Raw genomic sequence first — 25,712 nt, 5'->3', positions numbered from 1 at the left:
GGTGTCGAGAGGCCGCGCCCGGCGCTAGCATGGACGCATGAGCACACCCGCATTCGACGCCGATGCCCAGCGGGCCGGCCCCCCACCTCCACACCGTTTTCGCGATGCCGTGCCGGACGATGTGCCGGCTCTGGTCGCGCTGGTGACATCCGCCTACCGCGGCGATTCGAGCCGCCGGGGCTGGACGACCGAAGCCGACCTGCTCGACGGTGCCCGCATCGATGCCGACGTGCTGCGGCACGACATCACCCGCGCCGGCAGCCGGGTCATCGTCGTCGATGGCGAGGATGGACGACCGCTGGCCTGTGCCCATGTCGCGATCGAGGACGGCAGCGGCTACTTCGGCATGTTCGCCGTCGATCCCCTGCTGCAGGGCCGCGGCACCGGCGATGCCGTATTGACCGAATGCGAGCGTATCGCACGCGACGCGTGGCAGCTGCCACGGATGCGGATGACGGTGATCGACGTGCGCGAATCGCTGATCGCCTGGTACCTGCGCCGCGGCTACCGGCGCACCGGCGTCCACAAACCATTTCCGTACGGCGACTTGCGCTTCGGCGTCCCCCGGCGGGACGACCTGCGCTTCGAGGTACTGGAGAAATCCCTGGAGTCACACGCATGAGCGAGACCTGGACCTTCGTCTGCGCGACCGGGGCCTTGCTGCCCGGCGAGATGAAGATGGCCTTCGACGAGATCACCGGCACGCCGATGCTGGTCTTCAACCTCGACGGCACCCTCTACGCCCTGGAAGACCAGTGCAGTCACGAGGACTTCGGCCTGTCGAGCGGCGAGTTCGATGCGGGCGAAGGCTCGATCGAATGCGTGCTCCACGGGGCGCGCTTCGACGTCCGCGACGGGCGCCCGTTGTGCGCCCCTGCGTATGAGCCGGTGGCCAAGTTTCCGGTAAAGGTGGAGCACGGCGGCGTGTGGTGCCGCGACGATCGCACCTGAGCCGACCGCGGCTTGGCCCGTAGCTGGAATCGTTCGCCTTTGCTTACGAGAACCATTCTCAGTTAGAATTCCGCTCAGGACATGATTCTGACGGAGCGGTCGCGTGCGGCAGGCGGACATCGACATCGGACCCGGCAACGACCGCCGCGCCTGTGCGTGCGTACGGTCGTTGGACCGCGCATTGCACGATGTGCCGGCCTGGGGCGCTGCATCTCCTCGTGTTGTTCCGATGCGTCCCGCGTTCCGCGTGGCGGCCGCAACGCGTTGCTTCACCACTGACCGCTCCGCCCAAAGCATCGGCATGACGCCCGCGGCAGGCACGCGGGCCACGGGCCGTCATCGCCGCCCGTCCGTTGTCGCCCCCGCTGGTCCTGCGCCGCGTCCGCATCGCATGAATCCGTGTCGTGCGCAGTCCGTCAGCGCCGGCCTGCAGCGCCGTGCCGGACGTGCCCCGCCACCGGCCTGACGCCTGCCCGGATCGCCATCGACGCATCCGCCCCCTCATCGAAGGCCAGCCGTCGCCAGGCCGCTTACGACTGACCGCGAGATCTCCATGACTACTGCTCTGCCCGTCCGCCGCTCCGTGCTCGCCACCGCCCTGCTCGGCCTGATCGCGACACCCGCGCTCGCCGCGCCGGACGCGGCGCCCGGGCCGGTCGATTTCGACACCATCGTCGTCACCGCCGCAGGCTTCGAGCAGAAGCTCACCGATGCGCCGGCCAGCATTTCGATCGTGACGCGCGAGGAACTGGACACCCGTCCGTACACGACGCTGATCGACGCCGTACGCGATCTCGAAGGCGTGGACGTGGGTGAAACCGCCGACAAGACCGGCCAGCGCACGATCAGCCTCCGCGGCATGGGCGCCGATTACACGCTGGTGCTGATCGACGGCAAGCGCCAGAACAATCACGGCGACATCTATCCCAACAGCTTCGGCGGCAACCAGTTCAACCACATTCCGCCGCTGGACACGATCGAGCGCATCGAAGTGATCCGCGGGCCGGCGTCGACGCTGTACGGCGCCGACGCGCTCGGCGGCGTCATCAACATCATCACCCGCAAGGTCTCCGACCGCTGGCGGGGCTCGGCCACGCTCGGCCACAGCATCCAGGAAGACAGCGCGTTCGGCGACGACTCCACGCTGGATGTCGCGCTGAGCGGCCCGCTGGTGCCCGACGTGCTGGGCCTGAGCATTCGCGGCTCACGCTACGAGCGCCGCGCGTCCGAACCGGAATACGAGGTCATCTACGACCCTGCGGGCACGGCGCACGAACGCGCGCTCGGCTTCGGCGGCGGCGGCAAGACGGTCGACAATACCAACCGGTCCGCGGGCATCAGCCTGAGCTGGACGCCGACCGATACGCAGAGCATCACGCTCGATTACGACACCTCCAAGCAGGTCTACGACAACACCCCGTTCGTCAACAACCTGGGCACGCTGGCCTATCCGCTGGGCACGGTCGACGGCATCACCGGCATCTGGCGCGCCGCGCCCCAGGTGGGTTATGTCGCCAACCAGAAATTCACGCGCGATCAGTGGTCGATCACCCACCAGGGTCAGTGGGCCTTCGGCAACAGCCACGTGTCGCTGTCGCATATCGATACCGGCAACCACGGCCGCACGCTGCCGTTCACGGTGGACGAGCGGCTGCTGCATCGCCAGGTGTTCCAGGGCACCGGCCCCTACGCGGGCCTGAGTGTCGCCCAGCGCCGGGCCATCGCCGAGGACCTGTTCCTGCCGCGCCCAAAGCGGACGATGGAAAGCCGGCAGTCCACGCTGGATGCCAAGCTCGACATCCCGGTCGAGGATTTCGGCGGCAGCCACCACCTCGTGGTCGGCGGCCAGTTCATCGACGGTGAGCTCGAGGACGGCGTCTTCGGCATGGAGAGCGGCGGCTTCGGCAACGGCACCGTGGAGACGCACCGGATGTGGTCGGTGTTCGTCGAGGACAACTGGACGCCCATCGAACCGCTGACCCTGACCTTCGGCATCCGTCACGACGACCACAACCGGTTCGGCGGCCATGTCAGTCCGCGCGTCTACGCGGTCTACGATCTCGCACCGAACTGGACCCTGAAGGGCGGCGTCAGCACGGGCTACAAGACGCCCAAGACCACCGATCTCTACGACGGCATCACCGGCTTCGGCGCCCAGGGCACGACGCCCTTCGTCGGCAATCCGGATCTGCAGCCCGAGACCAGCGTCAACAGCGAGGTCGCGCTGTACTGGTCGTCGCCCGACGGCGGCCACAACGTCAACATCACCGCGTTCCGCAACGACTTCAAGGACAAGATCGACAGCGGCGAGACCACCCAGAGCTGCGAGCAGACCGGCGGTGTGCGCCCCTGCGTCAACCTCGGTGATTTCGGCCTGCTCGGCTACGGGACCTACGCGCAGCGGATCAACATCGACGAAGCAAAGATCCGTGGCGTCGAGCTCGCCGGGCGCTACCGGATCGTCGAGCCGCTGTCGTTGCGCGCCAATTACACCTATACCGACAGCGAGCAGACCACCGGCCCCAACGCCGGACAGCCGCTCGCACAGTCTGCGCGGCACATGGCCAATGCGACGCTGGACTGGACACTCAGCGACACAGTCAGCCTGCAGCTCACGGGTGAATCCCGTTCCAAGCGGTTCCGCAATGCGGTGGACGCGGACGGCAACCTGCTCTTCTACAAGAGCTACAACGTCCTGCACCTCGGTGGCCGGTACCGGCTCAACGAGCACGTGACCATCAACGCGCGCGTCAACAACCTGCTGGACGAGGACTTCACCAGTTTCCGCACCAGCTTCACCGCCAATCCAGATGGCACGTTCACGCCGGTCTACATCGACGACTTCAACAACAAGGACAAGTCGCGCAGCTACTGGCTGTCATTGAACGTATCGTTCTGAGTCGCGCGGGCCGCGCGCGCGCGCCGCAGCGCGCAGCATCAGCCGGCGGCGTCGAGCCTGACCACGAAGAGTTCACCGCCGCCCTCGACCGCGTGGCGGGCCCGGACATCGGCGGCACCGAGGCAGACGGTGTCGCCAGCCGACAGGGTGCATCGTTCGTCGCCATCGCCCAGATGCGCGCTGCCTGCGAGCACGTGCAGCAGCCAGTGGCTGCCCGGATCCACGAAGACCACCATCGAGCCCACCAGCGGCCGGTGCCAGCTCGCGGCCCGGATGTGGTCGCGTCGCCACATCAGGTTGAACACTTCGACCCGTCCATCGATCCGGGTCGCCGAGGTTGCATGATCACCGCCGAACCGCTGGCGCCCGAACGGCGGCAGCAGCGTGCGGTCGCCGACGGTATCGATCTGCAGCTGCAATCCTTCGCCGAGCAGCAGCAGGCATTCGCGCTCCACACCCGGGAACGACGAGAACGGCCCGTCCGCCTCGACCTCGGCGATCGAAATGCGCCAGAGCCAGGACGTCGGAGCGTCAACGGGTCCGTCCGGCGGCCAGGACATGATCTCCCGGGTCCAGCCCGCGCCATTTCGCCAGCGCACGCGCCGGTAGGTGTTTGAAGGAAGCAGGGTCACGGGAGGCGCAGGCATCGCAGAAGTCTAGCGGCCGGGCACGCCTCCTTGTGCAGCCCTGCCCGACCGTACCCGGCTCAACCGCCCTGGATCTGGATGCACCGCGCACAGGCTGATGCATCGCGCATAGATGCGGGTGTGGTCGCCACGCGGCACAGACCGCCGAAGATCACCGGAGCCGCCGCACATGCAGCCGGGATAAAAGACCGAGCCCCAAACGAGGTCGCCCGCCCTCGCGTCCGATGCGGGGCGGGCGACAAATACATCCATGTAGTCGGCGTCCTGCCGGATCCGGGGAGCATCCTGCTCCTCGTCTGCCGTCGTCACGTCCTGTGCCGACGACAAGCGAGCGATGGATCAACAGCGCATCAACGCTGCTGCGGAGCACCCCGTGCCGCCGCCGTACTTGCCGGAGGACGATTCGCTGCCGGACGTTGCGCGGCGGCTGCAGGCCGCGGCGCGCCGACTTCGATGCGGTCGCGATTGACTTCCACGGTCCGCAGCCCGATCCCCTTCACTGTTGCGAGTTGCTCGATACTGCGGAACGGCCCGTTTTCCGTACGGTGCGCGACGATGGCTTCGGCCTTGGCCTGCCCCACGTTGTGCAACACACGTGCCAGCGTGGCGGCATCGGCGGTATTGACGTTGACTTTTTCGCTGCCGTCAGCGGCGAAAGCGGATCCTGCGAGAAGCAAAGACAGGCAGAGCGACACGACATACGCGGTGAGCGATTTCATGACCTGATTCCTTGGTGTTGGGTGGATTCCTTTCCCCGACTGGCGATCGATTCGTCCTTGCCGGTACTGCCAGTCTTCCCAACGCCATGAACGCAGCCTATCCGTCCGCGCTCCGAACCGGAGCAGGACAACTCCTGACCCCTTTGTAGGAAATTACCTACCCCGCTGCCGCGGTAGAATGGTGCGCTCGCCGTCGTGGAGCAGAAGATGGATATCGGTCGCACCGAGCAGTTCGTGGGTCGCCAGTGGGATGACCAGATCGTCCCGCAACTGGTCGAGTACATCCGGATCCCCAACAAGTCGCCCATGTTCGATGCCGACTGGGTGGCCAATGGCTACATGGAGCAGGCGGTCGACCTGATGGTCGACTGGGCACGCGCCCAGGCCATCGACGGCATGCAGCTCGAGGTGGTCCGGCTGGAAGGACGCACCCCGCTGATCTTCATCGAGATTCCTGCGGCCAACGGCGGCAGCGATGCGGACTGCGTGCTGCTGTACGGCCATCTCGACAAGCAGCCGGAGATGACCGGCTGGGACGACGATCTCGGACCGTGGACGCCCGTGCTGCGCGACGGCAAGCTCTACGGCCGCGGTGGTGCCGACGACGGCTATGCGATCTACGGTTCGCTGACCGCGATCCAGGCCCTTCACGAGCAGGGCCTGCCGCATGCCCGCTGCGTGATCCTGATCGAAGCCTGCGAGGAGTCGGGCAGCTACGATCTGCCGGCCTATGTCGACCACCTCGCGGAGCGCATCGGCGAACCATCGCTCGTGGTCTGCCTCGATTCGGGCTGCGGCAATTACGACCAGCTGTGGTGCACGACCTCGCTGCGCGGCCTGGCCGGGGGCAACCTGACGGTCAAGGTGCTGGACGAGGGTGTGCACTCTGGTGACGCGTCGGGCGTCGTGCCGTCGAGCTTCCGCCTGCTGCGCCAGCTGCTGTCGCGCATCGAGGACGAGACCACGGGCCGCATCAAGGTCGAGGGCCTGCACGCGGACATTCCCGGCGAACGTCTCGACCAGGCGCGCCGCGCGGCGGAGGTGCTCGATACCGCGATCTACGACAAGTTCCCGCTCGCCGGGGCGGTCCGCCCGATGTTCCCCCGGGATGCGCAGGGCGCGGAATCGACCGATCTGTCCGAACTCGTCCTCAACCGCACCTGGCGGCCCGCGCTGTCGGTGACCGGTGTGGACGGCATTCCGTCGCTGTCGTCGGCCGGCAACGTGCTGCGACCGCATACGGCTGTGAAGCTGTCGCTGCGCCTGCCGCCGACCGTCGACGGCAAGCGCGCCGGCGCGCTGCTCGAAGAGGTCCTGCTGACGGAACCACCCAACGGCGCGACCGTGTCACTGGTGCTCGAGAAAGCTGCGACCGGCTGGAATGCACCGGCGATGTCCACCTGGCTGGCCGATGCCATCGATGCCGCCAGCCAGGCCTTCTTCGGCAAGCCGGCGATGTACATGGGCGAAGGCGGCTCGATCCCGTTCATGGGCATGCTGGGGGAGAAATTCCCCGGCGCGCAATTCATGATCACCGGCGTCCTGGGCCCGCACTCCAACGCGCACGGCCCGAACGAGTTCCTGCACATCGAAATGGGCAAGCGGGTGACCAGTTGCGTGGCGCGCGTCCTCGCCGAGCACCATCACGCCGGCACCCGCGGCGAAACGATGGGTTCGGCCGTCGCCGCCGACAGCGGCACGCGGCATGGCGCGCACGGCTGCTGCTGATTCGATGAAGCGAGCCGCCGGGTCCACTGGCGGTGGTGTTGCCGGCGACGGGAGAGCGTTCCCGACGATCGCATCAGGACGTGCGTTGCACGGAGGGAGGCCCGCGCACCAGTGGCGTGCCTCTGTAGATGCCCGAGACCCGGATGCCGGCGTCTTGCCTCCGCGCTAAGGTGATGCCGAGCCCAGACGCGGGAGCCGAACATGCGCCGGTTGACGTTGATCCTCGTGTGGGTCCTGAGCGCACTCGCGTACGCGGTCATATCGGCGCCGGCGATTGCGGACGATGCCGTGCTGCGGAACGTGTCCTACGATCCCACGCGCGAGTTCTACGTGGACTACAACCGGCTGTTCGCGGCGTCGTGGCGACAGCGCGGAGGCGATGCGCTCGTCGTGCGGATGTCGCACGGCGGCTCGGGTGACCAGGCCCGCGCACTTCTCGAAGGTGACGCCGGCGACGTGGCGACGCTGGCCACCGCCGCCGACATCGACAGGCTGGCGGACGCCGGCCTCGTGTCTCGGGACTGGCAGGATCGACTGCCTGGGCGCAGCGCGCCCTACACCTCAACCATCGTGTTCGTGGTCCGCAAGGGCAATCCGAAGGGGCTGGCCGACTGGGGCGATCTGGTCAGGGACGATGTGGACGTGGTGACGCCGGATCCCAGATCGTCAGGCGGCGGGCGCTGGAACTACCTCGCCGCGTGGACCTAGGCCGCACGCGAATACCGTGACGGCGGGCGGGTCCTCGATTACATGCGGCGCTTGTTCGCCAACACGGTGGCGCGGCGCAACGGTCGCTTTCGTCGCCGAGCATCACGGCGATGTCCTGCTGAGCTGGGAGAACGAAGCGCTGCGGCTCCTCGCCGATCCGGCGACGAACCGCGCATTCGAAATCGTCTATCCCAGCATCAGCATCCGGGCCGAGCCAGCCGTGGCCGTGGTGGACCGGTATGCCGACCGCCACGGCATGCGCGCGCTCGCCGAGGCCTACCTGCGGCATCTGTATTCCGCACCTGCGCAGAGCCTCGCGGCCCAGCACCACTATCGGCCGTATCACCCCGAGCGCGTTCCGGCGTCCCTGCGTGCGCGATTCCGCACGCTGCCGATGGTGGATATAGAGCAGGCCTTCGGCGGCTGGCGTCACGCGCAGGATGTGCACTTCGCCGAAGGCGGGCTCTACGACAGGATCATCGCGCCGCGCTGAGTCCGGGTCGGCCTCCGGGGCGTCTCGCCACCATCGCTGCGGTTACCCTTAGCACTCCGTTCGAACCGGACCCTTTTCATGACGCCTTCGGGCCAGCCGCGCCATCACGTCCGCAGCGGCGCCTCACGATGCGCGCACTGATCTTCGCCGCGGGCGTCGGCGAGCGCATGCGGCCGCTGACCGATACGACGCCGAAGCCGCTTCTGCCTGTCGGCGGCACGCCGCTGATCGTCTGGCACCTGCGCAAGCTCGCGGCGATCGGCGTGCGCGATGTCGTGATCAACACCTCCTGGCTGGCCGGGTGCTTCGCGCCCGCACTGGGCGACGGTTCCGCCTTCGGCGTGCGGCTGCACTACGCGCACGAGGGCGACACGCCGCTCGAGACCGGCGGCGGCATGCTCCAGGCGCTGCCGCTCCTGGGCGATGCGCCGTTCATCGCCGTCAGCGGTGACATCTGGACCGATTACGACTTCGCGCGTCTGCGTCTTGCGCCGGCGGACGATGCGCACCTGGTGCTGGTCGACAATCCGCCGCACCACCCCGAGGGCGATTTCGTGCTCGACGACGGCCGTGTCCATGATGCCCGCGGCGATGGCGACCGGCTGACCTTCGCCGGGATCGGGGTGTACCGGCCGAGCCTGCTCGACAACTGGCACGCCGCCGCGGGCGACGATCCCGGCGTCGACGCCCGGCCGCCGCGCTTCAAGCTGGCGCCCCTGCTGCGCGCGGCGATGGCCGCGGGACGCGTGGGCGGCGAGCAGCATACCGGCGCCTGGACCGACGTCGGCACGCCGGAACGGCTCGCCCGGCTGGACGCGGCGCTGCGCTGACGCGCCAGGAATCAGGGTGTGCCGGCGCGCACGTCGTCGTCGGCGAGCACCTGGCGCACGAACGGCACCGTCAACCGCCGCTGGGAGGCCAGCGATGCGCGGTCGAGACGATCGAGCAGCGCCGTCAGCGCCGGCACGTCACGGTCGACGCGGCGCAGCAGCCAGTCGATCGTCGCCGCATCGAGCTGCATTCCACGCCGGTCCGCGCGCAGCCGCAGCAATTCGTGACGCCCGGCGTCGTCGAGCTGCGGCAGCGTCACGTGCACGCTCTGCGCAAGGCGCGAACGCAGGTCCGGAAGCACCAGGCCCAGTGCATCCGGCGGCTCGCTGGCGGTGTAGAGCACGCTGCGCCCCGCGTCGTGGGCGCGGTTGTGCAGGTCGAACAGCGCGATTTCCTCGGCCCGGTCGCCCGCGATGCAGTCGAGACCGTCGATCGCGATGACATCGGCGCGATGCGCGTCTTCCGACGCGTCGCGCAGGCGTCCGGCCACGCTGCGCAGCGGAAGATAGGCCGCGCGTCTGCCGAGCCGTTCGGCGTCCGCACAGACCCCGATCGCCAGATGCGTCTTTCCGGTCCCCGGAGCGCCGGCCACGTACAGCGCGCGGCGCACGCCCGCCAGCGCAAAATCGCGCAGCTGGGGGATCAGCGCCGGGATATCGGTCACCAGCGTGTCGAGCCGCTGGTCGGGCGGATAGCGCAGCGCCAGCGGCAGTTGCGGAGACGAAGCAGCCATCGAACTCAGGGGCCGCTCCCGCCCTTGGTGTCGGCCTGCACGATCAGCGGCGAATGGCCCAGCTCGATCTCCGGCGTGTCGCCGGCGTACAGCCGGCTGTGCGTGTAGCGCTCGTGCGCATACCGCAACAGCACGTTACCCACCGCCGCCACCGGCAACGCCAGCAGCATGCCCAGGAAGCCGAACAGCTGCCCGCCGGCCAGCACCGCGAAGATCACCGCGACCGGATGCAGGCCGATGCGGTCGCCGACCAGACGCGGCGTGAGCACATAGCTTTCAACCAGCTGACCGACGGTGAACACCACGCCGATCAGGATCAACAGCTGCCAGTCGAACCCCTGCGCCTGGACGATCGCCGCGATCAATGCCAGCGCGATGCCGACCGTGGCGCCCAGATAGGGAATGAAGCTGATCAGGCCGGCGATCATGCCGATCAGCAGACCGAGGCGCAGTCCGACCAGCGACATACCGACCGCGTAGATGGCGCCCTGCCCCAGCATCACCAGGAATTGGCCACGCAGGAAGCCGCCCAGCGAATCGCTGGTTTCCCGCGCCAGGCGGGTGGCGGTGCCGATGTGGTCACGCGGCACGAGCGATGCGCAGCGCTCGACCAGCAGGTCCCAGTCGCGCATGAAATAGAACGCCAGGATCGGCACCAGCACCAGGTTGATGACCAGGGCGAGGATCGCGAAGCCCGAGCGCGACACATAGGCCAGCACGGTCGCGGCGACGCCGCCGGCCTGCTGCCAGTGCCCGCGAATCAGCTCGATCAGGCGCTCGGTGTCGAGCCAGGAGACCACCTCGTAGCCGGTCCGTTGTTCGATCCACGGCAGCGCGGTGCCGAGCAGCCAGTCGCGATACTCGGGCAGGCTGTCGATCAGGGTGACGATCTGCCGCTCGATCATCGGCACCAGAATGATCAGCACCAGCGCCAGGAGCAGCGTCATCAGCGCGAAGACCAGCGTCACGGCGACCGCGCGCGAGCGTCCGCGGCGCTCCAGCCGGTCGACCATCGGGTCGCCGAGCCAGCCGATCAGCGCCGCCAGCACGAACGGCGTCAACACGGGGCCGAGTAGCCAGATGACCCAGCCCACGGCGAAAGCCACCAGGCCCCATTGCAGGCGCTTGAGAAAACGCGCGATGTCGGCGTTTGCGGGATCGTGCTGGATCATCGGGAGGTCCTGGCGGAACAGCGGTCGCGGGAATCAGCGCAGGTGGAAGACGGGCGTGACGCCCTCGATGTTTCCGTCCGCTTCGACCAGGACCTGGGCATCGGCCATCCGCCGGAAACCGGTCAGGCCGGTCAGCAGGTCGAGTTCGATCTCCAGCCCCTGCGGCGTGGCCCGCACCGGGCGCATGCCGCGCACCACCGACATGCGCTGGAGCTGCGCCGACAGGCGAATGAAATCCGCGCTGGAGTTCATGCCGGCGAACACGACCGCCTGGGTCGAGGGCGCGCCGGCCGGGCTGGCCTTGGCGTAACGCCGGGTCAGCGCGTCGGCGGCGCCGTCGGCGCCGGTCGGAAGCAGCCGCCGCGCATCGTCGGCGGTCTCGCTCCAGCGCGACAGCACGCGGCCGCCGTCGACGAAGATCCAGTCGGCCTTCCAGCCCGCACCATCGCGGTAGAGCTTGCCGATCAGCTGCATCGGCGGGTTGTAGCGTGCGGAGATGCGCGCGATCGACGCGGTGTCGCCACGCCAGATCGCGCCGACGGCCGCTTGCTCCGCGGCGCTGCCACCGGGCAGGCCGAGGCGGTAGCCGCGCTCGATCGCCCGCTGCAGCACCGGGCGCGCGACATTGCTCTGCTGCAGCGCGACCAGCCGCGGCCCCGAGCCGTCGTCGATCGCGAGCCACAGCACGGGCTTGGGACGCGGGTCCGGCCAGACCGGAAGCCCCAGCGCCGCGGCGACCGCATCGATGTCGTCGCGCCGGTAGCGCACGACCAGCGTGGTGGTAAAGGTCGGCGAGCCGCGCGAGGACACACCCTCGTCCTGGCGGTAGTCGTAGCCCTCGACGTACTGCTTCGCGCGCCGCAGTTCCTGGGCCACACCCGGGCGCTGCGCCGCGCCCCGGTCGCCCGACAGCTTGCCCAGCACCTGGGCCAGACCTCGCGCGAAGCCGGCCTCGCGCTCGCTCTCGCTCTGACTGCGCACCGGAATCTCGGCCGAGTACAGCCCCGTGCCTTCGGCGCGGTCGCCCTCGACCCGCTGGGCCGACGCGGGCCCGGCGAGCAGCAGCGCGGCCAGCAGCCACACGATCATTCCCAACAGGCGTTTCGGGCGGTGCATCCGGCGGATCCTGGACTCGGGTCAACGACGCGGGATGGTGCCACAAACGACGCCCACGGTCCGTGGAACACCGCTGCCGCGGGGCGGACCCGATCGCGCCCGGCTGCTAGAATTCGCGTTCTTTCCGCCTCGTGACGGCCACCGTGACCGCCCCCACTCCCCTGACCTACCGCGACGCCGGCGTCGACATCGATGCAGGCAACGCACTCGTCGAACGCATCAAACCGCTGGTCAAGCGCAGTTTCCGTCCCGAGGTGATGGGCGGCCTGGGCGGCTTCGGCGCGCTGTTCGACCTGTCCGGCAAGTATCGCGAGCCGGTGCTGGTGTCGGGGACCGACGGCGTGGGCACCAAGCTCAAGCTCGCCCAGCAGCTCGGCCGTCACGACACGATCGGCATCGACCTGGTCGGCATGTGCGTCAACGACGTGCTGGTGCAGGGCGCCGAGCCGCTGTTCTTCCTCGATTACTTCGCCACCGGCAAGCTCGACATCGACACCACGGCCGCGGTGATCGGCGGCATCGCCCGCGGCTGCGAACTCGCGGGCTGCGCATTGATCGGCGGCGAGACCGCCGAGATGCCCGACATGTACGCGATCGGCGAATACGACCTGGCCGGGTTCACCGTCGGCGCGGTCGAAAAATCGGAATTGCGTGACGGGTCCGCGGTCCGCGCCGGCGACGTGCTGATCGGCATCGCCTCCAGCGGGCCGCACTCCAACGGCTACTCGTTGATCCGGCGCATCTTTGATCGCGCCGGTCGCCCCACCGACGTCGAGGTCGGCGGCGTGCCGCTCGTCGATGCGCTGATGGCGCCGACCGCGCTTTACGTCAAGCCGGTGCTCGAGCTGCTGCGCAGCGAGCTCGGCCCGCATCTGCACGCGATGGCGCACATCACCGGCGGCGGCCTGACCGAGAACATCATCCGCGTGATCCCGGACGGCCTCGGCCTGAAGATCGATGCCGCCGCGTGGCCGCTGCCGCCGGTGTTCGAATGGTTGCAGCGCGAAGGCGCGGTGGCCGATCACGAGATGTGGCGCACGTTCAACTGCGGCATCGGCTTCGTGCTCGCGGTGCCGGCCGACGCCGTGGCCGCGTTCGGCCGCGCTCTCGATGATCTGGACCTGCGCCACTGGTCGATCGGCGAGGTCGTGACCGCCGACGGGGCCGAGCGTGTCCACATCGGCTGAGGCCGTGGCCATCCCGGCCGCGCGCGACGCGGACCGATCGGGCCGGCTGTCGTCGATCGTGCACGACGTCCGCGCCGGATTGCGCTGCGTCACGGTGCCGACGGGCGCCGCAGCCGGAGTGCGCCGGTTCGCGCGGTTGCAGCCGTCGATCGAGCCGCTGTTCGGAGCGCGCTGACGTGCCGCTGCGCATCGCGGTGGTCGCCTCGGGACGGGGCAGCAATCTGCAGGCGATTCTCGATGCGATCGCCGACGGCACGCTCGACGCCGAGGTCGTCGGCGTCTGGTCCGACCGCCGTGACGCCTTCGCGCTGGAGCGCGCGCGTGCGACGGGCGTACCGGCGCATCTGGTGCGGCCGCGCGACTACGGCGATCGCACCGAACACGATGCCGCCCTGTTCGGGTCCATCGACACGGCGACGCCCGACCTGATCGTCTGCGCGGGTTACATGCGACTGATCGGGGCCGACGCGGTCGATGCCCGCCCCGGACGCATGATCAATATCCATCCGTCGCTGCTACCCGCGTTCAAAGGCCTGCACACGCACCAGCAGGCGCTCGACGCCGGGGTGGCCGAGCACGGCGCCAGCGTGCACGTGGTGACCGCCGATCTCGACGGCGGGCCGGTCCTGGCCCAGGCACGCGTTCCGGTGCTGCCGGGCGACACGGCCGAGTGTCTCGCGGCCCGTGTGCTGACCCGGGAGCATCCGTTACTGCTCGAAACGCTGCGCTGGATCGCCGACGGGCGGCTCGTCCTGCGGGGCCAGACGGTCCACGTGAACGGCCGCGCGCTCACCGCGCCGCTTCAGCTGGCAGCCAACCAGCGGTTTGCATGATGGCCGCCTCATGCGCCCCATTCTTCTGCTCGCCGGACTGTTGATCACCGCGTCGCCTGTCGGCGCCGCCGAGTTGCGCCCGTTCGTCGCCACCTACGATGCGTGGTACCAGGGCAAGGCCGCGGGCGCTGCGACGATGCGACTCACCTCGCAGGGCGCGCAGTGGGATGTCGAACTCGACATTCGCGGCAACCGCGGCTTTGCCGGCATCCTCGGCCTCAACCTGACCCAGAACACGGTGTTCGACGTCGTCGACGGGCTCTACCGGCCGCTGCAGCAGGCGACGGTGCGCAAGGCCGCCGTGTTCTTCAACCGGCGGGTCACCGGCCTCTACGACTGGAGCCGCAACGTTGCTCAGTGGAGCGGCGATCTGAAAGCCAGCCGCAAGCAGCCGGTGGCGCTGCAGTCCGGCGACATGAGCGCGCTGCTGATCAACCTGGCGGTCATCCGCGATGCGGTGCCCGGTGCGAGCCTGCGCTACCGCTTCGTCGATGGCGGCCGGGTCCGCGAATACCAGTACCAGGCCGAGCCGGCGCCGGAGATCGTGCCGGTCGGCGAGATGAGCTATTCCGCCCTGCGCGTTTCACGAACCAACGGCGGCAACGACGAGATGATCATCTGGGTCGCCGACGGCGTGCCCACGCCGGTGCGCATCCTGCAACGCGAAGATGGCGAGGACGCGATCGACCTGCGCCTCGTCGAATACCAAGGAGTTCAATGATGAAGTTGCACGTTTCCCTGCCCCGCCCCGTGACGCTGTGCGCGGCGGCCCTGCTCGCGATCGCCGCCCTGCCGGCGCTGGCGATCGAGCCGTTCAACGCGACCTACCAGGCCAACTACATGGGCATGCGGGCCGAGGCGAACATGAACCTCGCACGTGAATCCGGAAACCGCTGGACCTACGGTCTGCAGGTGGCCGGGGCCGGTGCGCGCATGCAGCAGACCACCGTGTTCGAAGCCAATGGCGAACAGTGGCGGCCGGTGTCGAGCGTCGATTCCCAGCGCGGCGAATCCGGTCTGGCGGCGATGCTGATGAAGCGCCGCGAGCTCAACACCACCTACGACTGGAATGCGGGCGAGGCCCGCTTCTCGGGCGACGTGCGCGACGGCCAGAGTGCGCCGGTGAAGCTGCAGGCCGGCGATCTCGACGGCATGCTGATGAACCTGGTGCTGGTGCGCGACGTGCAGGCCGGACGGTCGCCGCTGCGCTACCGCCTGGTCGAGGATGGGCGCAGCAAGCGCCAGGTCTTCGAGCGCGAGGGCACCGAAGAGGTGACCGTCGGCGGCCGGACGCTGCAGGCGACGAAGGTCGTGCGCACCGATGGCCGCCGGCAGATCGTGGCCTGGATCGTCGACGACCTGCCGGTACCGGCACGCCTGCTCCAGCGCCGCGATGGCAAGGACCACATCGACATGCGCCTGCAGTCGGTCAACTGACGCCACGCATGACTCAAAAAAAGCCCCGCGATTCGCGGGGCTTTTTTCTGGCGCGGCGCCGGTCAGGGCGTCGCGGGCGGCGCGTCCGTCCGGCATTCCATCCGGATGACCTCGTCGCTGCGACGCCAGCGGTATTCCACGCAGCTGCGCTGCCCGTTCCGCGTGCGGACGGCGGACACCGACACGAAGCCCTGCAGGATTTCCCCGCGCGTCAGCTCACCGTCCTCGTTCCAGTCCATGTCCTTGAACGACATCCCGCTCAGCGCCGCCGCACCGACGTACTGCAGCCAACCCAGCCCCAGCAGAACCACGCCGATGCTCGCGAACAATGCGATGCGGCGGTTCGACAGCCGGCCCCGGAACGCCACCGTCAACGCTCCCGGCGGATGCGCGCACCCAGCGCCGACAACTTGCGTTCGATGTGCTCGTACCCGCGGTCGAGATGGTAGATGCGGTCGATCGTGGTCTCGCCCTCGGCGACCAGGCCGGCGAGGATCAGCGACGCCGAGGCGCGCAGATCCGTCGCCATCACCGGCGCGCCGCTGAGCCGCGCCACGCCCTTGACGATCGCGCGAGGCCCGTCGATGTGGATGTCGGCACCGAGGCGCATCAGCTCGTTGACGTGCATGAACCGGTTTTCGAAGATCGTCTCGTCGATCGTGCCCATGCCGTCCGCCACGCAGTTCAACGCCATCATCTGCGCCTGCATGTCGGTGGGGAAGCCGGGGTGCGGCGAGGTGACGATGTCCACCGCGCGCGGGCGGCGGCCCCGCATGTCGACGGTGATCGCATCGCCTTCGATGTCGATCTCCGCGCCTGCCTGGCGCAGCTTGTCGAGTACGGCGCCGAGCGTGTCCGGACGCGCCGCGGTGGCGGTCACGCGTCCGCCGGTCATCGCCGCGGCGACCAGGAAGGTGCCTGTCTCGATACGGTCCGCGACCACGGCGTGCCGGGCCGCGTGCAGTGCAGCGACGCCGCGCACCTCGATCCGCGACGTGCCGGCGCCGCAGATGTCGGCGCCCATCGCCACGAGGCAGTCGGCCAGGTCGACGATCTCCGGCTCGCGGGCCGCGTTGTCGATCAGCGTCGTGCCCTCGGCCAGGGTCGCGGCCATCAGCACGTTTTCGGTCGCACCGACGCTGATCGTCTCGAACACCACATGGCCGCCCCGCAGCCGCTCGGCGCGCGCGCGGATGAAGCCGTGTTCGACCGTGATCTCCGCGCCCAGCGCCTCGAGTGCCTTGATGTGCAGGTCCACCGGACGCGCGCCGATCGCGCAGCCACCCGGCAGCGAGACCTCGGCCGCGCCGAACTTCGCCAGCAGCGGCCCCAATACCAGCACCGACGCGCGCATCGTGCGCACCAGTTCGTACGGCGCCACATGGCTGTCGACGCTGCGCGGATCCACGATCACGCGCGCGCCGTCGACATCGTGCTCGACGCCGGCGCCGAGGCCTTCGAGCAGCTTGATCGTCGTCAGCACGTCGTGCAGGTGGGGCACGTTGCCGATCTCGACCGGTCCGTCGGCCAGCAGCGTCGCGCACAGGATCGGGAGCACGGCGTTCTTGGCGCCGGAAATGCGGACTTCGCCCTGCAGCGCCGGGCCGCCGGTGACGACGATCTTGTCCATCAGGCGTCGGCTCCGCCAGCGCGCGCGTGTTCGTCGGGCGTCAGGGTGCGCAGTGCGAGGGCGTGGATCTCGCCCCCCATGCGGTCGCCGAGGGTCGCGTAGACCATGCGGTGCCGGGCCAGCGGCAGCTTGCCGGCAAAGGCCGGCGAGACGACCAGCGCCTCGAAATGCACGCCGTCGTCGCCCTGCACGTGGACCACGGCGTCGGGAAGCCCCTGCTGGATCAGGTGGGTGATGGTCTGGGTATCCAAGGAAATCGGTCCTGTGACCGCGCTGCCGGGCCGTGAACGTCGTCTCGCGCAGGTGAAGCGCGGGTGAGCCGTCATCGCCGACGCCGCCGGTCGCGGGGCATTCACGGCGGGAAGCGCATAAAATGAACGGCTTAGCCTAACGGAAAAGCCCCTTGCCGGATATGGTCCACACCGCGTCTTCGCCCGCTTCCGGGCCCGTCTCGTTCGCCGAAAGCGGGCGCCGTGTCTTCGCGGTCGAGGTCGAGGGGCTGCAGGCCGTCGCGGCCCGTCTGGACGGGGCGTTCAGTGCCGCGTGCGCGCGCATGCTCGAGTGCCGCGGCCGCGTGGTCTGCACCGGCATGGGCAAGTCGGGCCACGTGGCGCGCAAGATCGCCGCGACGCTCGCCTCCACCGGCACGCCCGCGTTCTACGTCCACCCGGGCGAGGCCGGGCACGGCGACCTCGGCATGATCACCGACGCCGACGTGGTGCTGGCGCTGTCGTATTCCGGCGAGTCGGACGAGATCCTGATGCTGTTGCCGGTGCTCAAGCGCCAGGGCAACCCGCTGATCGCGATGACCGGACGGCCCGCGTCCACGTTGGCGTCCGCGGCCGATGTGCACCTGGACATCAGCGTGCCGGCCGAGGCCTGCCCGCTGGCGCTGGCGCCGACCTCGAGTACCACTGCGTCGCTGGCGATGGGCGATGCGCTGGCCGTCGCGCTGCTGGAAGCCCGCGGCTTCACCGCCGACGACTTCGCACGCTCGCATCCGGCCGGCGCGCTGGGCCGGCGATTGCTGCTGCACATCCGCGACGTCATGCATGGCGGCGACGAGATTCCCGCGGTCACCGCCGACGCCACCCTCGCCGATGCCCTGATGGAGATGAGCCGCAAGCGGCTCGGCATGACCGTGGTCGTCGACGACGCGCAGCGCCTGATCGGCCTCTATACCGACGGTGACCTGCGCCGCACGCTGACCGACCCGGCGATCGACGTGCGCAACGCGCGGATCGCCGACGTGATGACCCGCGATCCTTCGTTCGTCGATGCCGACGCGCTGGCCGTCGAGGCTGCACGCCTGATGGAAACCCGCAAGATCACGATGCTGCCCGTCGTCGACGGCGACCGGCGCGTCGTCGGCGCCCTGAACATTCAGGACCTGTTGCGCGCGCGCGTGGTGTAACCCTCTTCCGTATTCATGGATCGATCCCTTCCGATGCCCGAGACCCCGCTCGACGCCGCCTTCGCTCACGTGCCCGCCGACATCGTGGCGCGCGCACGCCGCGTGCGCCTGGCCTGCTTCGACGTCGACGGCACGCTGACCGACGGCGCGCTGACCTTCGACAGCGAGGGGCGCGAACTCAAGACCTTCCACGTCCACGACGGCCAGGGACTGGTGCTGCTGCGCAAGGCCGACATCGCGGTGGCACTGATCACCGCGCGTCAGGGCAGCATCGTGGAACGGCGCGCGCGTGATCTCGGGATCGAAGCGCACATGCATGTCGCCGACAAGCGCGAGCAGGTGGAACGCCTGCGCGCGGCGCTCGGCATCGAGGCGGATGCGGTGGCGTTCATGGGCGACGACCTGGCCGATGTCGGGGCGATGCGAATCGCCGGGCTTGCCGTTGCACCCGCCGATGCCCACCGCTGCGCCGCCGACGTCGCCCACTGGCACACGACCGCCCGCGGTGGACGCGGCGCCGGGCGCGAACTGTGCGATCTCATCCTGCACGCGCAGGGTCGGCTCGCCGACATCCACGCCGACGGGCGGGTCTCGTGAACTGGCGCGTCACACTGACACTGGTGCTGCTGGCCGGCGCACTGTTCTCGGGCTGGGCGGCCTGGCAGCAGAAGGATGCGCTGGCCACCGAGACCACGGCCGATACGCGCACCGATTATCTGCTGCGCGATTTCGATCTCGTCGCCCTCGACAACGAGGGTCAGGAAGCGTTCTCGGTCGCCGCGCCGCAACTGCAGCAGACGCCCGGTGCACGCACGCTCGAGCTGGAGACGCCGGTCTTCCACATTCCGGCCGAAGACGGCAGCGGCCGCTGGACCGTCGTGTCGCAGACCGGCTGGGTGTCCGACGACAACGAGGAAGTGCGCCTGCGCGGCGACGTCACCGCGACCAGCCCCGACGAGGCACCACGCCCGACGACCATGCGCACCGACGCCCTCGACATCTTCCCCCAGCGCAACCAGGCGGCCACCGATGCCGCCGTGGCCGTGACCCAGCCCGGCACTACAATGCAGGGCACCGGCATGCGTGCCGACCTCGATTCGGGTCGGATCGAGCTCCTCTCCCAGGTGAGATTCCGCAATGAGCCCAATTCCCGCCGCTAGGCTGCTGCTGCTCGCGATCGCGCTGGTGCCGGCGATCGCCGCGGCCAAGTCGTCCGACCGCAACCAGACCCTGTCCGTCGATGCCGGCGGCAGCGATTGTTCGGTCAGCAACGAGGCCCTGCCCTGCCTGTTCACCAGTGGCGTGACCATCACCCAGGGCACGCTGGAAATCCAGGCCACGCGCGCGGACGTGCGTCGCAGCAATGGCGAGTTCCAGCGCGTCATCCTGACCGGCGGTCCCGTGCGGATGAAGCAGCAGATGGACGACGGCGGCTGGGTCGACGCCACCGCCGCCCAGGCTGACTACAACATGCCGAACGACACCGTCGTGCTCACCGGCAATGCGGTGGTGAACCAGCCGGGCCGCGGGCGGATGGAAGGCCAGCGCATCGTCTACAACATGGCCTCGGGCCAGGTGCAGGGCGGCGGCGAAGGCCAGGGCCGGGTGCGCATGCAGTTCGAGCCGCGCAACCGCACCGCGCCGGCGCAGGGCGCGCCGACCAGTCCTCCGGGCGGCGGCCGCTGATGCTGGTCGTCGAGGGCCTGCGCAAGCGCTACAAGCAGCGCGAGATCGTCAAGGATTTCGGACTGACGCTCGAGTCCGGCGAGGTCGTCGGCCTGCTCGGCCCCAACGGTGCCGGCAAGACGACCTGCTTCTACATGATCGTCGGCCTGGTCCCGGCCGATGCCGGTCGCATCGTGCTCGATGGCCGCGACATCACGGCCGAGCCGATGTACACGCGCGCCAAGCGCGGCGTCGGCTACCTGCCGCAGGAACCGTCGGTGTTCCGCAAGCTCAGCGTGGCCGACAACATCATGCTGGTGCTGGAACTGCGTGAGGATCTGGACCAGGCGGGGCGCAGGAAGCAGCTCGCCGATCTGATGGACGAACTGCAGATCACCCACGTCGCCGACCAGGCCGGCGCGAGCCTGTCGGGCGGTGAACGCCGCCGTGTCGAGATCGCACGCGCACTCGCGGCGAACCCGCGCATGATGCTGCTCGACGAACCCTTCGCGGGTGTCGACCCCATCTCCGTCGGCGAGATCCAGCGCATCGTCACGCACCTCAAGGAACGGGGCATCGGCGTGCTGATCACCGATCACAATGTGCGCGAAACCTTGGGAATCTGCGACCGGGCGTATATCCTCAGTGACGGCGGCGTGCTCGCACAGGGGGCTCCGGATGCGTTGCTCGCCAATCCCGATGTGCGACGCGTCTATCTTGGAGACTCCTTCAGGCTGTAGCGGCCGCGCGCACCCGGTCAAGGAGTTCCGGGCACGATGAAGCCACGTCTTCAGACATCGCTGGGCCAGCACCTCGTACTGACGCCGCAGCTGCGTCAGGCGCTGCATCTGCTGCAGCTGTCGGCCGTCGAGCTGGAGACCGAGATCGCGGCGGCGGTGGAAAGCAATCCCCTGCTGGACTGGCAGGAGCCGGAAACCATCGCCACCCCCTCGACCGATCGCAGCGCCTCGTCCGAGGCGCACGAGGCGCAGGGCGAACGCGAGCAGGCACACGAACGCGACGATGCCGAATCCCAGGTCTGGGAAGGCGGCGACGAGGCGTGGTACGACCGCGGCAGCGGCGCGGGCGGCAACGACGGCGATGCCGATGGCGACCCGGCGGACCGCATGGTCCAGACCGAAAGCCTGCGCGACCATCTGACCTGGCAGCTGCACCTGAGCCCGATGTCGGCGCACGACCGCAACATCGGTATCGCCCTCATCGACGCGATCGACGACGACGGCTACCTGCGCGAATCACTCGACGACATCGCGGGCGTCCTGCGCCCCGACACGTATGCCACCGCCGACGAGGTCGCGATGGTGCTGTGCCGCATCCAGCGCTTCGACCCGTCCGGCGTCGGCGCCCGCGACCTCGGCGAATGCCTCTGCCTGCAGCTCGAGCCGCTGCCCGAGGCCACGCCGGGACGCGCGCTGGCCATGCGCGCGGCGCGTGAGCACATCGAGCGCCTGCCCAGGCTGGGCACGCCCGGCCTGGCCGACGCACTGGGCTGCAGCCTCGACGACGCCGAGACCGCCCTGCACCTGCTGCGCAGCCTGGATCCCAAGCCCGGGGCGCAGATCGGCATCGTGCCGCACGACAACTACGTCACCCCGGACTGCGTGATCACCCGCCACAACGGCGTGTGGCGGGTCGCGCTGGCGGCCAGCCACTTCCCCCGGCTGACCATCCATCGCGGCTACGAACAGATGATCCAGCACGCCGGCGGCAGTGATGCCGGCTATCTGCGGGGCCGGCTGCAGGAAGCCCGCTGGCTGCTCAAGAACCTCGAGGCACGCGGCGAAACCCTGCTCAAGGTGGTGCGCTGCCTGGCGCGGCAGCAGTCGGGCTTCCTGGAGTTCGGCAAACGCGCCCTGCGCCCGCTGACCCTGCGCGAGGTCGCCGACGAGATCGGCATGCACGAGTCCACGGTGTCGCGTGCGGTGGCGCGCAAGTACGTGCACACCCCGCGCGGTACCCTGCCGCTGAAGGAGTTCTTCGATTCGGGCATCGGCACCGAGGGCGGCGGCGAGGCGTCGAGCACCGCGATCCAGCAGATGATCCGCAGCCTGGTCGACGCCGAAGACCCGCGCAAGCCGCTGTCCGACGCCCGCCTCGCCGACCTGCTCAAGGCCTCGGGCGTACCGGTGGCGCGGCGGACGGTGGCCAAATACCGCGAGGCGCTGCACATCGCCTCGTCGCACGCCCGCGTTCGCATCGCCTGAACTTCCGCGTCCCTACGGTGGTCCATGGAGACGTGGTCGCCGCCGCTTGCACCGGGCGCCGGCCGCGCTACTCTGGACCTGATCGCCTGCGTCGATCGCCGGCGATCCTTCCCAACGTTGAAGGAGCTTGCCGATGCACGTCGAGACCCATGGCCATCAGATCGAGGTGACGCCCGCGCTGCGCGATTACGTGGACACCAAGCTGCAGAAGCTGTCCAAGCATTTCGATCAGCCGCTCAAAGTCCGTGCCCAGCTCAGCATCGACAAGCCCCATCACAAGGCCGAGGCGACCGCGCTCATCGCGGGCAAGACCCTCCACGCCGATGCCAGTGCAGCCGACATGTACGCCGCGATCGACCTGCTGGTGGACAAGCTCGACCGCCTGCTCCTCAAGCACCGGAAGAAGGTCGTCGACCACCACCGCGGCGAGAACCCTGCGCGCGACGGCACTTTCGGATAGGCTTCTGATCCACGTTCCCGTCCGGGCCCGCGCGGCATGTCATTTTCCGATCTGCTCTCGGCCGACCGCATCGTGATGCTGGTCGCGCCGGGATCCCGCGATATCGTCCTGGATGCGGCGGCCCGCCTGCTGGCGGGCAACTCCCCGACCACCACCCCGGTGCTGGCCCAGGCGCTGCGCGAACGCGAGCAGCTGGGCAGTACCGGCATCGGCCGCGGCGTCGCGATTCCACATGCGCGCAGCACGGCGTTCCGCGAGCCCCGGGCGGCGTTTCTCCGCCTCTCCCACCCCATCGACTTCGGCGCCAGCGACGGAACGCCCGTCGATCTGGTGTTCGCGATGTGCGTGCCCGAGCATCTGGTCGAACAGCATCTGCAGATCCTTTCGGGCCTGGTCGAGCGGTTCTCCGATGCCGAGTTCCGCGATGCCCTGCGCGATGCGCGGGACCTGCCCCGGTTGCGCGGACTGCTGCTCGATCCCGTCGCGCAGTCCGCGCCGGCCTGAGGCATGAACGCAAGCATCCAGGCCCAGGAGCTGTTCGCGCACCTGCAGGACCGGCTCAGCCTGCGCTGGCTCGCCGGGCAGTCGGGCGGCACACGCACCATCGAATCGGTGGAGACCGTCGCGCGGCGGCCGTCGCTCGCGGGCTACCTCAACATCATCTATCCGAACAAGGTGCAGATCCTCGGCACCGAGGAGCTGTCGTGGCTGGACAGCCTGGATTCGCGCCTGCGTTGGGAAACCATTGAACGGATGATGCAGTACCGGCCGCTCGCGCTGGTCATCAGCAAGGACCAGCCCTGCCCGGAGGACCTGCGCGAGGCGGCGGAGGAATCGCAGACGCCGCTGTGGAGTTCGCCCAAGCGCGGGCATGAACTGCTCAACCTGGTGCAGTACCACCTCGCACGCGTGCTCGCGCCGCGGATCACGCTGCATGGCGTGTTCATGGAGGTCTATTCGATCGGCGTGCTGATCACCGGCGAATCGGGCTCGGGCAAGAGCGAGCTGGCGCTCGAGCTGATCACCCGCGGCCATCGCCTGGTGGCCGACGACGCGCCCGAGTTCACCCAGATCGCGCCCGACGTGCTCGACGGCGCCTGCCCGGAACTGCTGCAGGACCTGCTGGAACTGCGTGGCCTGGGCGTGCTCAACATCCGCGAGATGTTCGGCGACACCGCGGTCAAGCGGAACAAGTACCTGCGGCTGATCGTGCATCTCAGCCGGCCCAATGCCGACACCATGGCCGGCGACGCCGACGGCATGGTGCGTCTGACCGGCGACCTCGGCGTGCGCCGCGTGCTCGATCTCGACGTGCCGCTGATCACCCTGCCGGTGATGCCCGGGCGCAACCTCGCCGTGCTCACCGAAGCCGCCACGCGGACCCACATCCTGCGCACCAAGGGGCTGGATCCGGCCGCCGCGTTCCTGGCCCGGCACTCGCATTTCCTCGAGCGCAGCGCGCCATGACCGAGCCCGCACCGCCGATGCTCTACGTCGTCAGCGGCCTGTCGGGCAGCGGCAAGTCGGTCGCGCTGCGCACGTTCGAGGATCTGGATTTCTACTGTGTCGACAACCTGCCGGCCGGCATGCTGGCCGACTTCGTCGCCAACGTCACCCGCGCCGACGAACCGCCACGGCGGCTCGCGGTCGGCATCGACGTGCGCAACCGCCACACCGACCTGTCGAAGGTGCCGACCTGGCTGTCGGAAGTGGGCCGCCTGGGCCTCGACCCACGTCTCGTGTTCTTCGAGACCGGCAACGAGGTCCTGCTGCGCCGCTTCGCCGATACCCGCCGACGCCATCCGCTGGGACGCGCCGGCTTGTCGCTGGCCGATGCGATCGGGCTCGAACGGACCCTGCTGCGCCCGCTGCGCGCACTCGCCGACACGGTCATCGACACCAGCGACCTCAACGTGCACCAGCTGCGTCGGCGCATCATCACCGAGCTCGAGCTGACCGACGACGACTCGGTTTCACTGCTGTTCGAATCCTTCGCCTATCGCCGCGGCGTGCCGGCCGATGCCGACTTCGTCTTCGACGCCCGCGCGCTGCCCAACCCGCACTGGGATCCGCGCATGCGCCCGCTGTCGGGCCGCGACGTCGACGTGCGCACCTGGTTTGAGGGACACGCCGAGGTCGGCGACTACAGCGCCCAGGTCGCACAGTTCCTCGACACCTGGCTGCCGCGCATGCGCAGCGCCACCCGCAGCTACGTCACCGTGGCCTTCGGCTGCAGCGGGGGCCGACACCGCTCGGTGTACCTGGCCGAGGTGCTCGCCCGGCACGCACGCGAGCAGGGCTGGCGGGACGTGGCCACCTATCACCGCGAGCTCGACTGACGCGCGAGTGTCGACGCGCGCCGGCTCCGTCCTGGCCGCACGCGGTGTTTCGCCGTCAACGCTTCCGGCCGGTCACCCCGCTCTGCTAACGTCCGCTGATGACCGTTGGCGTACTGCTGTTGACCCACGAGGGCATCGGGACCGCGATCCATGCGGTCGCGACCCGCCTGCTCACCCACCTGCCATTGAAGACGGCGGTATTCGAAGTGCCGTTCGACGCCTCCATCGAGACCGTGCTGCCGCAGGCCAGCGCGGCGCTGCGCACGGTGGACGACGGCGACGGGGTATTGATCCTCACCGATCTCTACGGGGCGACGCCGAGCAACGTCGCCGCCGCACTCGCGCGACTGGGCACGCCGGCACGGCGGGTCTCGGCGCTCAGCCTGCCGATGCTGCTGCGGGTGATGAACTATCCTGAGCAGGCGCTCGATCAGATTCCCGCCACGGCCGCCGCGGGCGCGCGCAACGGCGTCGTCCTCGACGAAGCCTGAGCCGCACACGCACTTCCCCCGCCGCACCAAGGAC

At 69.1% G+C, this 25,712-nt stretch carries 31 protein-coding genes; 23 read left to right on the top strand and 8 right to left on the bottom strand.

Going from position 1 to position 25,712, the window contains the following annotated elements; all coding sequences use genetic code 11:
* Window positions 1–37 precede the first annotated feature (37 nt).
* From ACF3M1_RS04735 to ACF3M1_RS04725, 3 genes are all read left to right on the top strand, one after another.
* Window positions 38–622, top strand: a complete 585-nt coding sequence (locus tag ACF3M1_RS04735; RefSeq protein ID WP_394004380.1) for a GNAT family N-acetyltransferase — start codon at window positions 38–40, stop codon at window positions 620–622.
* Complete coding sequence (locus ACF3M1_RS04730; RefSeq protein ID WP_394004378.1) at window positions 619–951, top strand: non-heme iron oxygenase ferredoxin subunit; 333 nt, start codon at window positions 619–621, stop codon at window positions 949–951. Before ACF3M1_RS04735 ends, ACF3M1_RS04730 begins: the two co-directional genes overlap by 4 nt.
* 553 nt (window positions 952–1,504) lie before the next feature.
* A complete protein-coding gene (locus ACF3M1_RS04725) occupies window positions 1,505–3,850 on the top strand; it encodes a TonB-dependent receptor domain-containing protein (RefSeq protein ID WP_394004376.1) in 2,346 nt (781 codons plus the stop codon).
* 38 nt (window positions 3,851–3,888) lie between these two features.
* Here the strand turns inward: ACF3M1_RS04725 and ACF3M1_RS04720 are convergent, their stop codons facing one another.
* Both ACF3M1_RS04720 and ACF3M1_RS04715 read right to left on the bottom strand, forming a co-directional pair.
* Window positions 3,889–4,497 carry a HutD family protein gene (locus ACF3M1_RS04720; protein ID WP_394004374.1) on the bottom strand — a complete coding sequence of 203 codons (609 nt, stop codon included), beginning with the start codon at window positions 4,495–4,497 and terminating at the stop codon, window positions 3,889–3,891.
* A gap of 350 nt (window positions 4,498–4,847) precedes the next feature.
* Window positions 4,848–5,216: a ComEA family DNA-binding protein gene (locus tag ACF3M1_RS04715; protein ID WP_394004372.1), complete on the bottom strand. Its 369-nt coding sequence runs from the start codon at window positions 5,214–5,216 to the stop codon at window positions 4,848–4,850.
* A 207-nt stretch (window positions 5,217–5,423) separates the two neighbouring features.
* Between ACF3M1_RS04715 and ACF3M1_RS04710 the strand changes: the two genes are divergently transcribed.
* The 4 genes from ACF3M1_RS04710 (at window position 5,424) to murU (ending at window position 8,975) form a co-directional block, all read left to right on the top strand.
* Window positions 5,424–6,944, top strand: coding sequence for a M20 family metallopeptidase (locus ACF3M1_RS04710; protein WP_394004370.1), 1,521 nt, complete (start codon window positions 5,424–5,426; stop codon window positions 6,942–6,944).
* Window positions 6,945–7,145: 201 nt separating this feature from the next.
* Window positions 7,146–7,652 (top strand): sulfate ABC transporter substrate-binding protein, encoded by a 507-nt coding sequence (locus tag ACF3M1_RS04705; RefSeq protein ID WP_394004368.1) that lies wholly within the window; start codon window positions 7,146–7,148, stop codon window positions 7,650–7,652.
* A gap of 16 nt (window positions 7,653–7,668) precedes the next feature.
* Complete coding sequence (locus ACF3M1_RS04700) at window positions 7,669–8,145, top strand: hypothetical protein (RefSeq protein ID WP_394004366.1); 477 nt, start codon at window positions 7,669–7,671, stop codon at window positions 8,143–8,145.
* Window positions 8,146–8,273: 128 nt separating this feature from the next.
* The gene (murU, locus tag ACF3M1_RS04695) at window positions 8,274–8,975 is read left to right on the top strand and encodes an N-acetylmuramate alpha-1-phosphate uridylyltransferase MurU (protein WP_394004364.1); all 702 of its coding nucleotides are present in this window, start codon (window positions 8,274–8,276) and stop codon (window positions 8,973–8,975) included.
* Between the two features lie 11 nt (window positions 8,976–8,986).
* Here the strand turns inward: murU and hda are convergent, their stop codons facing one another.
* Genes hda through ACF3M1_RS04680 form a run of 3 tightly spaced genes read right to left on the bottom strand, consistent with a single transcriptional unit; the run spans window position 8,987 to window position 11,997 of the window.
* A complete protein-coding gene (gene hda, locus ACF3M1_RS04690; protein WP_394004362.1) occupies window positions 8,987–9,709 on the bottom strand; it encodes a DnaA regulatory inactivator Hda in 723 nt (240 codons plus the stop codon).
* Between the two features lie 5 nt (window positions 9,710–9,714).
* Entirely contained in the window at window positions 9,715–10,881 is a 1,167-nt protein-coding gene (locus tag ACF3M1_RS04685; RefSeq protein WP_394004360.1) for an AI-2E family transporter, read from the bottom strand.
* 33 nt (window positions 10,882–10,914) lie between these two features.
* Window positions 10,915–11,997, bottom strand: a complete 1,083-nt coding sequence (locus ACF3M1_RS04680) for a DUF2066 domain-containing protein (RefSeq protein WP_394004358.1) — start codon at window positions 11,995–11,997, stop codon at window positions 10,915–10,917.
* Window positions 11,998–12,140: 143 nt separating this feature from the next.
* Here ACF3M1_RS04680 and purM point away from each other — a divergent pair, with 143 nt between their 5' ends.
* Genes purM through ACF3M1_RS04655 form a run of 5 tightly spaced genes read left to right on the top strand, consistent with a single transcriptional unit; the run spans window position 12,141 to window position 15,454 of the window.
* Window positions 12,141–13,184: a phosphoribosylformylglycinamidine cyclo-ligase gene (gene purM, locus ACF3M1_RS04675; protein ID WP_394004356.1), complete on the top strand. Its 1,044-nt coding sequence runs from the start codon at window positions 12,141–12,143 to the stop codon at window positions 13,182–13,184.
* A gap of 4 nt (window positions 13,185–13,188) precedes the next feature.
* Window positions 13,189–13,359 carry a hypothetical protein gene (locus ACF3M1_RS04670; protein WP_394004354.1) on the top strand — a complete coding sequence of 57 codons (171 nt, stop codon included), beginning with the start codon at window positions 13,189–13,191 and terminating at the stop codon, window positions 13,357–13,359.
* Window position 13,360: 1 nt separating this feature from the next.
* Entirely contained in the window at window positions 13,361–14,017 is a 657-nt protein-coding gene (purN, locus tag ACF3M1_RS04665; protein WP_394004352.1) for a phosphoribosylglycinamide formyltransferase, read from the top strand.
* Window positions 14,018–14,027: 10 nt separating this feature from the next.
* Window positions 14,028–14,738 (top strand): DUF3108 domain-containing protein, encoded by a 711-nt coding sequence (locus ACF3M1_RS04660; RefSeq protein ID WP_394004350.1) that lies wholly within the window; start codon window positions 14,028–14,030, stop codon window positions 14,736–14,738.
* On the top strand, window positions 14,738–15,454 hold the full coding sequence (locus ACF3M1_RS04655) for a DUF3108 domain-containing protein (RefSeq protein ID WP_394004348.1): 717 nt from the start codon (window positions 14,738–14,740) through the stop codon (window positions 15,452–15,454). Before ACF3M1_RS04660 ends, ACF3M1_RS04655 begins: the two co-directional genes overlap by 1 nt.
* 62 nt (window positions 15,455–15,516) lie before the next feature.
* Here the strand turns inward: ACF3M1_RS04655 and ACF3M1_RS04650 are convergent, their stop codons facing one another.
* Genes ACF3M1_RS04650 through ACF3M1_RS04640 form a run of 3 tightly spaced genes read right to left on the bottom strand, consistent with a single transcriptional unit; the run spans window position 15,517 to window position 17,335 of the window.
* Window positions 15,517–15,822 carry an EF-hand domain-containing protein gene (locus tag ACF3M1_RS04650; protein ID WP_394004346.1) on the bottom strand — a complete coding sequence of 102 codons (306 nt, stop codon included), beginning with the start codon at window positions 15,820–15,822 and terminating at the stop codon, window positions 15,517–15,519.
* 2 nt (window positions 15,823–15,824) lie between these two features.
* Window positions 15,825–17,084, bottom strand: a complete 1,260-nt coding sequence (gene murA / locus ACF3M1_RS04645) for a UDP-N-acetylglucosamine 1-carboxyvinyltransferase (RefSeq protein WP_394004344.1) — start codon at window positions 17,082–17,084, stop codon at window positions 15,825–15,827.
* A complete protein-coding gene (locus tag ACF3M1_RS04640; protein ID WP_394004342.1) occupies window positions 17,084–17,335 on the bottom strand; it encodes a BolA family protein in 252 nt (83 codons plus the stop codon). Before ACF3M1_RS04640 ends, murA begins: the two co-directional genes overlap by 1 nt.
* Window positions 17,336–17,496: 161 nt before the next feature.
* Between ACF3M1_RS04640 and ACF3M1_RS04635 the strand changes: the two genes are divergently transcribed.
* The 11 genes from ACF3M1_RS04635 (at window position 17,497) to ACF3M1_RS04585 (ending at window position 25,678) form a co-directional block, all read left to right on the top strand.
* Window positions 17,497–18,498: a KpsF/GutQ family sugar-phosphate isomerase gene (locus ACF3M1_RS04635; protein WP_394005181.1), complete on the top strand. Its 1,002-nt coding sequence runs from the start codon at window positions 17,497–17,499 to the stop codon at window positions 18,496–18,498.
* Window positions 18,499–18,531: 33 nt separating this feature from the next.
* Window positions 18,532–19,095 (top strand): KdsC family phosphatase, encoded by a 564-nt coding sequence (locus tag ACF3M1_RS04630; RefSeq protein ID WP_394004340.1) that lies wholly within the window; start codon window positions 18,532–18,534, stop codon window positions 19,093–19,095.
* Window positions 19,092–19,658 carry an LPS export ABC transporter periplasmic protein LptC gene (gene lptC / locus ACF3M1_RS04625; protein WP_394004338.1) on the top strand — a complete coding sequence of 189 codons (567 nt, stop codon included), beginning with the start codon at window positions 19,092–19,094 and terminating at the stop codon, window positions 19,656–19,658. The genes ACF3M1_RS04630 and lptC overlap by 4 nt, the downstream gene beginning before the upstream one ends.
* Complete coding sequence (gene lptA / locus ACF3M1_RS04620) at window positions 19,636–20,184, top strand: lipopolysaccharide transport periplasmic protein LptA (RefSeq protein ID WP_394004336.1); 549 nt, start codon at window positions 19,636–19,638, stop codon at window positions 20,182–20,184. Before lptC ends, lptA begins: the two co-directional genes overlap by 23 nt.
* Window positions 20,184–20,903: an LPS export ABC transporter ATP-binding protein gene (gene lptB, locus ACF3M1_RS04615; RefSeq protein WP_394004334.1), complete on the top strand. Its 720-nt coding sequence runs from the start codon at window positions 20,184–20,186 to the stop codon at window positions 20,901–20,903. The genes lptA and lptB overlap by 1 nt, the downstream gene beginning before the upstream one ends.
* Before the next feature lie 36 nt (window positions 20,904–20,939).
* Window positions 20,940–22,388 (top strand): RNA polymerase factor sigma-54, encoded by a 1,449-nt coding sequence (locus ACF3M1_RS04610; RefSeq protein WP_394004332.1) that lies wholly within the window; start codon window positions 20,940–20,942, stop codon window positions 22,386–22,388.
* Window positions 22,389–22,521: 133 nt separating this feature from the next.
* Window positions 22,522–22,848, top strand: coding sequence for a ribosome hibernation-promoting factor, HPF/YfiA family (hpf, locus tag ACF3M1_RS04605; protein ID WP_394004330.1), 327 nt, complete (start codon window positions 22,522–22,524; stop codon window positions 22,846–22,848).
* A gap of 36 nt (window positions 22,849–22,884) precedes the next feature.
* A complete protein-coding gene (locus tag ACF3M1_RS04600) occupies window positions 22,885–23,352 on the top strand; it encodes a PTS sugar transporter subunit IIA (protein WP_394004328.1) in 468 nt (155 codons plus the stop codon).
* Window positions 23,353–23,355: 3 nt separating this feature from the next.
* On the top strand, window positions 23,356–24,315 hold the full coding sequence (hprK, locus tag ACF3M1_RS04595) for an HPr(Ser) kinase/phosphatase (RefSeq protein WP_394004326.1): 960 nt from the start codon (window positions 23,356–23,358) through the stop codon (window positions 24,313–24,315).
* Window positions 24,312–25,187, top strand: coding sequence for an RNase adapter RapZ (gene rapZ / locus ACF3M1_RS04590; RefSeq protein ID WP_394004324.1), 876 nt, complete (start codon window positions 24,312–24,314; stop codon window positions 25,185–25,187). Before hprK ends, rapZ begins: the two co-directional genes overlap by 4 nt.
* 98 nt (window positions 25,188–25,285) lie before the next feature.
* On the top strand, window positions 25,286–25,678 hold the full coding sequence (locus tag ACF3M1_RS04585) for a PTS sugar transporter subunit IIA (RefSeq protein WP_394004322.1): 393 nt from the start codon (window positions 25,286–25,288) through the stop codon (window positions 25,676–25,678).
* The last annotated feature ends 34 nt before the right edge of the window (window positions 25,679–25,712 follow it).

Source organism: Luteimonas sp. WGS1318 (assembly GCF_043187535.1).
Lineage (GTDB): Bacteria > Pseudomonadota > Gammaproteobacteria > Xanthomonadales > Xanthomonadaceae > Luteimonas.
This window is presented reverse-complemented; position numbering and strand designations above follow the sequence as displayed.

Excerpts from the sequence above, each read along its gene's own strand:
- ACF3M1_RS04735 (WP_394004380.1), top strand. The coding sequence starts at position 38 with ATGAGCACACCCGCATTCGACGCCGATGCCCAGCGGGCCGGCCCCCCA.
- ACF3M1_RS04730 (WP_394004378.1), top strand. The coding sequence starts at position 619 with ATGAGCGAGACCTGGACCTTCGTCTGCGCGACCGGGGCCTTGCTGCCC.
- ACF3M1_RS04725 (WP_394004376.1), top strand. The coding sequence starts at position 1,505 with ATGACTACTGCTCTGCCCGTCCGCCGCTCCGTGCTCGCCACCGCCCTG.
- ACF3M1_RS04720 (WP_394004374.1), bottom strand. The coding sequence starts at position 4,497 with ATGCCTGCGCCTCCCGTGACCCTGCTTCCTTCAAACACCTACCGGCGC.
- ACF3M1_RS04715 (WP_394004372.1), bottom strand. The coding sequence starts at position 5,216 with ATGAAATCGCTCACCGCGTATGTCGTGTCGCTCTGCCTGTCTTTGCTT.
- ACF3M1_RS04710 (WP_394004370.1), top strand. The coding sequence starts at position 5,424 with ATGGATATCGGTCGCACCGAGCAGTTCGTGGGTCGCCAGTGGGATGAC.
- ACF3M1_RS04705 (WP_394004368.1), top strand. The coding sequence starts at position 7,146 with ATGCGCCGGTTGACGTTGATCCTCGTGTGGGTCCTGAGCGCACTCGCG.
- murU (WP_394004364.1), top strand. The coding sequence starts at position 8,274 with ATGCGCGCACTGATCTTCGCCGCGGGCGTCGGCGAGCGCATGCGGCCG.
- hda (WP_394004362.1), bottom strand. The coding sequence starts at position 9,709 with ATGGCTGCTTCGTCTCCGCAACTGCCGCTGGCGCTGCGCTATCCGCCC.
- ACF3M1_RS04685 (WP_394004360.1), bottom strand. The coding sequence starts at position 10,881 with ATGATCCAGCACGATCCCGCAAACGCCGACATCGCGCGTTTTCTCAAG.
- ACF3M1_RS04680 (WP_394004358.1), bottom strand. The coding sequence starts at position 11,997 with ATGCACCGCCCGAAACGCCTGTTGGGAATGATCGTGTGGCTGCTGGCC.
- ACF3M1_RS04660 (WP_394004350.1), top strand. The coding sequence starts at position 14,028 with ATGCGCCCCATTCTTCTGCTCGCCGGACTGTTGATCACCGCGTCGCCT.
- ACF3M1_RS04655 (WP_394004348.1), top strand. The coding sequence starts at position 14,738 with ATGAAGTTGCACGTTTCCCTGCCCCGCCCCGTGACGCTGTGCGCGGCG.
- murA (WP_394004344.1), bottom strand. The coding sequence starts at position 17,084 with ATGGACAAGATCGTCGTCACCGGCGGCCCGGCGCTGCAGGGCGAAGTC.
- ACF3M1_RS04635 (WP_394005181.1), top strand. The coding sequence starts at position 17,497 with ATGGTCCACACCGCGTCTTCGCCCGCTTCCGGGCCCGTCTCGTTCGCC.
- ACF3M1_RS04630 (WP_394004340.1), top strand. The coding sequence starts at position 18,532 with ATGCCCGAGACCCCGCTCGACGCCGCCTTCGCTCACGTGCCCGCCGAC.
- lptA (WP_394004336.1), top strand. The coding sequence starts at position 19,636 with ATGAGCCCAATTCCCGCCGCTAGGCTGCTGCTGCTCGCGATCGCGCTG.
- lptB (WP_394004334.1), top strand. The coding sequence starts at position 20,184 with ATGCTGGTCGTCGAGGGCCTGCGCAAGCGCTACAAGCAGCGCGAGATC.
- ACF3M1_RS04610 (WP_394004332.1), top strand. The coding sequence starts at position 20,940 with ATGAAGCCACGTCTTCAGACATCGCTGGGCCAGCACCTCGTACTGACG.
- hpf (WP_394004330.1), top strand. The coding sequence starts at position 22,522 with ATGCACGTCGAGACCCATGGCCATCAGATCGAGGTGACGCCCGCGCTG.
- ACF3M1_RS04600 (WP_394004328.1), top strand. The coding sequence starts at position 22,885 with ATGTCATTTTCCGATCTGCTCTCGGCCGACCGCATCGTGATGCTGGTC.
- hprK (WP_394004326.1), top strand. The coding sequence starts at position 23,356 with ATGAACGCAAGCATCCAGGCCCAGGAGCTGTTCGCGCACCTGCAGGAC.
- rapZ (WP_394004324.1), top strand. The coding sequence starts at position 24,312 with ATGACCGAGCCCGCACCGCCGATGCTCTACGTCGTCAGCGGCCTGTCG.
- ACF3M1_RS04585 (WP_394004322.1), top strand. The coding sequence starts at position 25,286 with ATGACCGTTGGCGTACTGCTGTTGACCCACGAGGGCATCGGGACCGCG.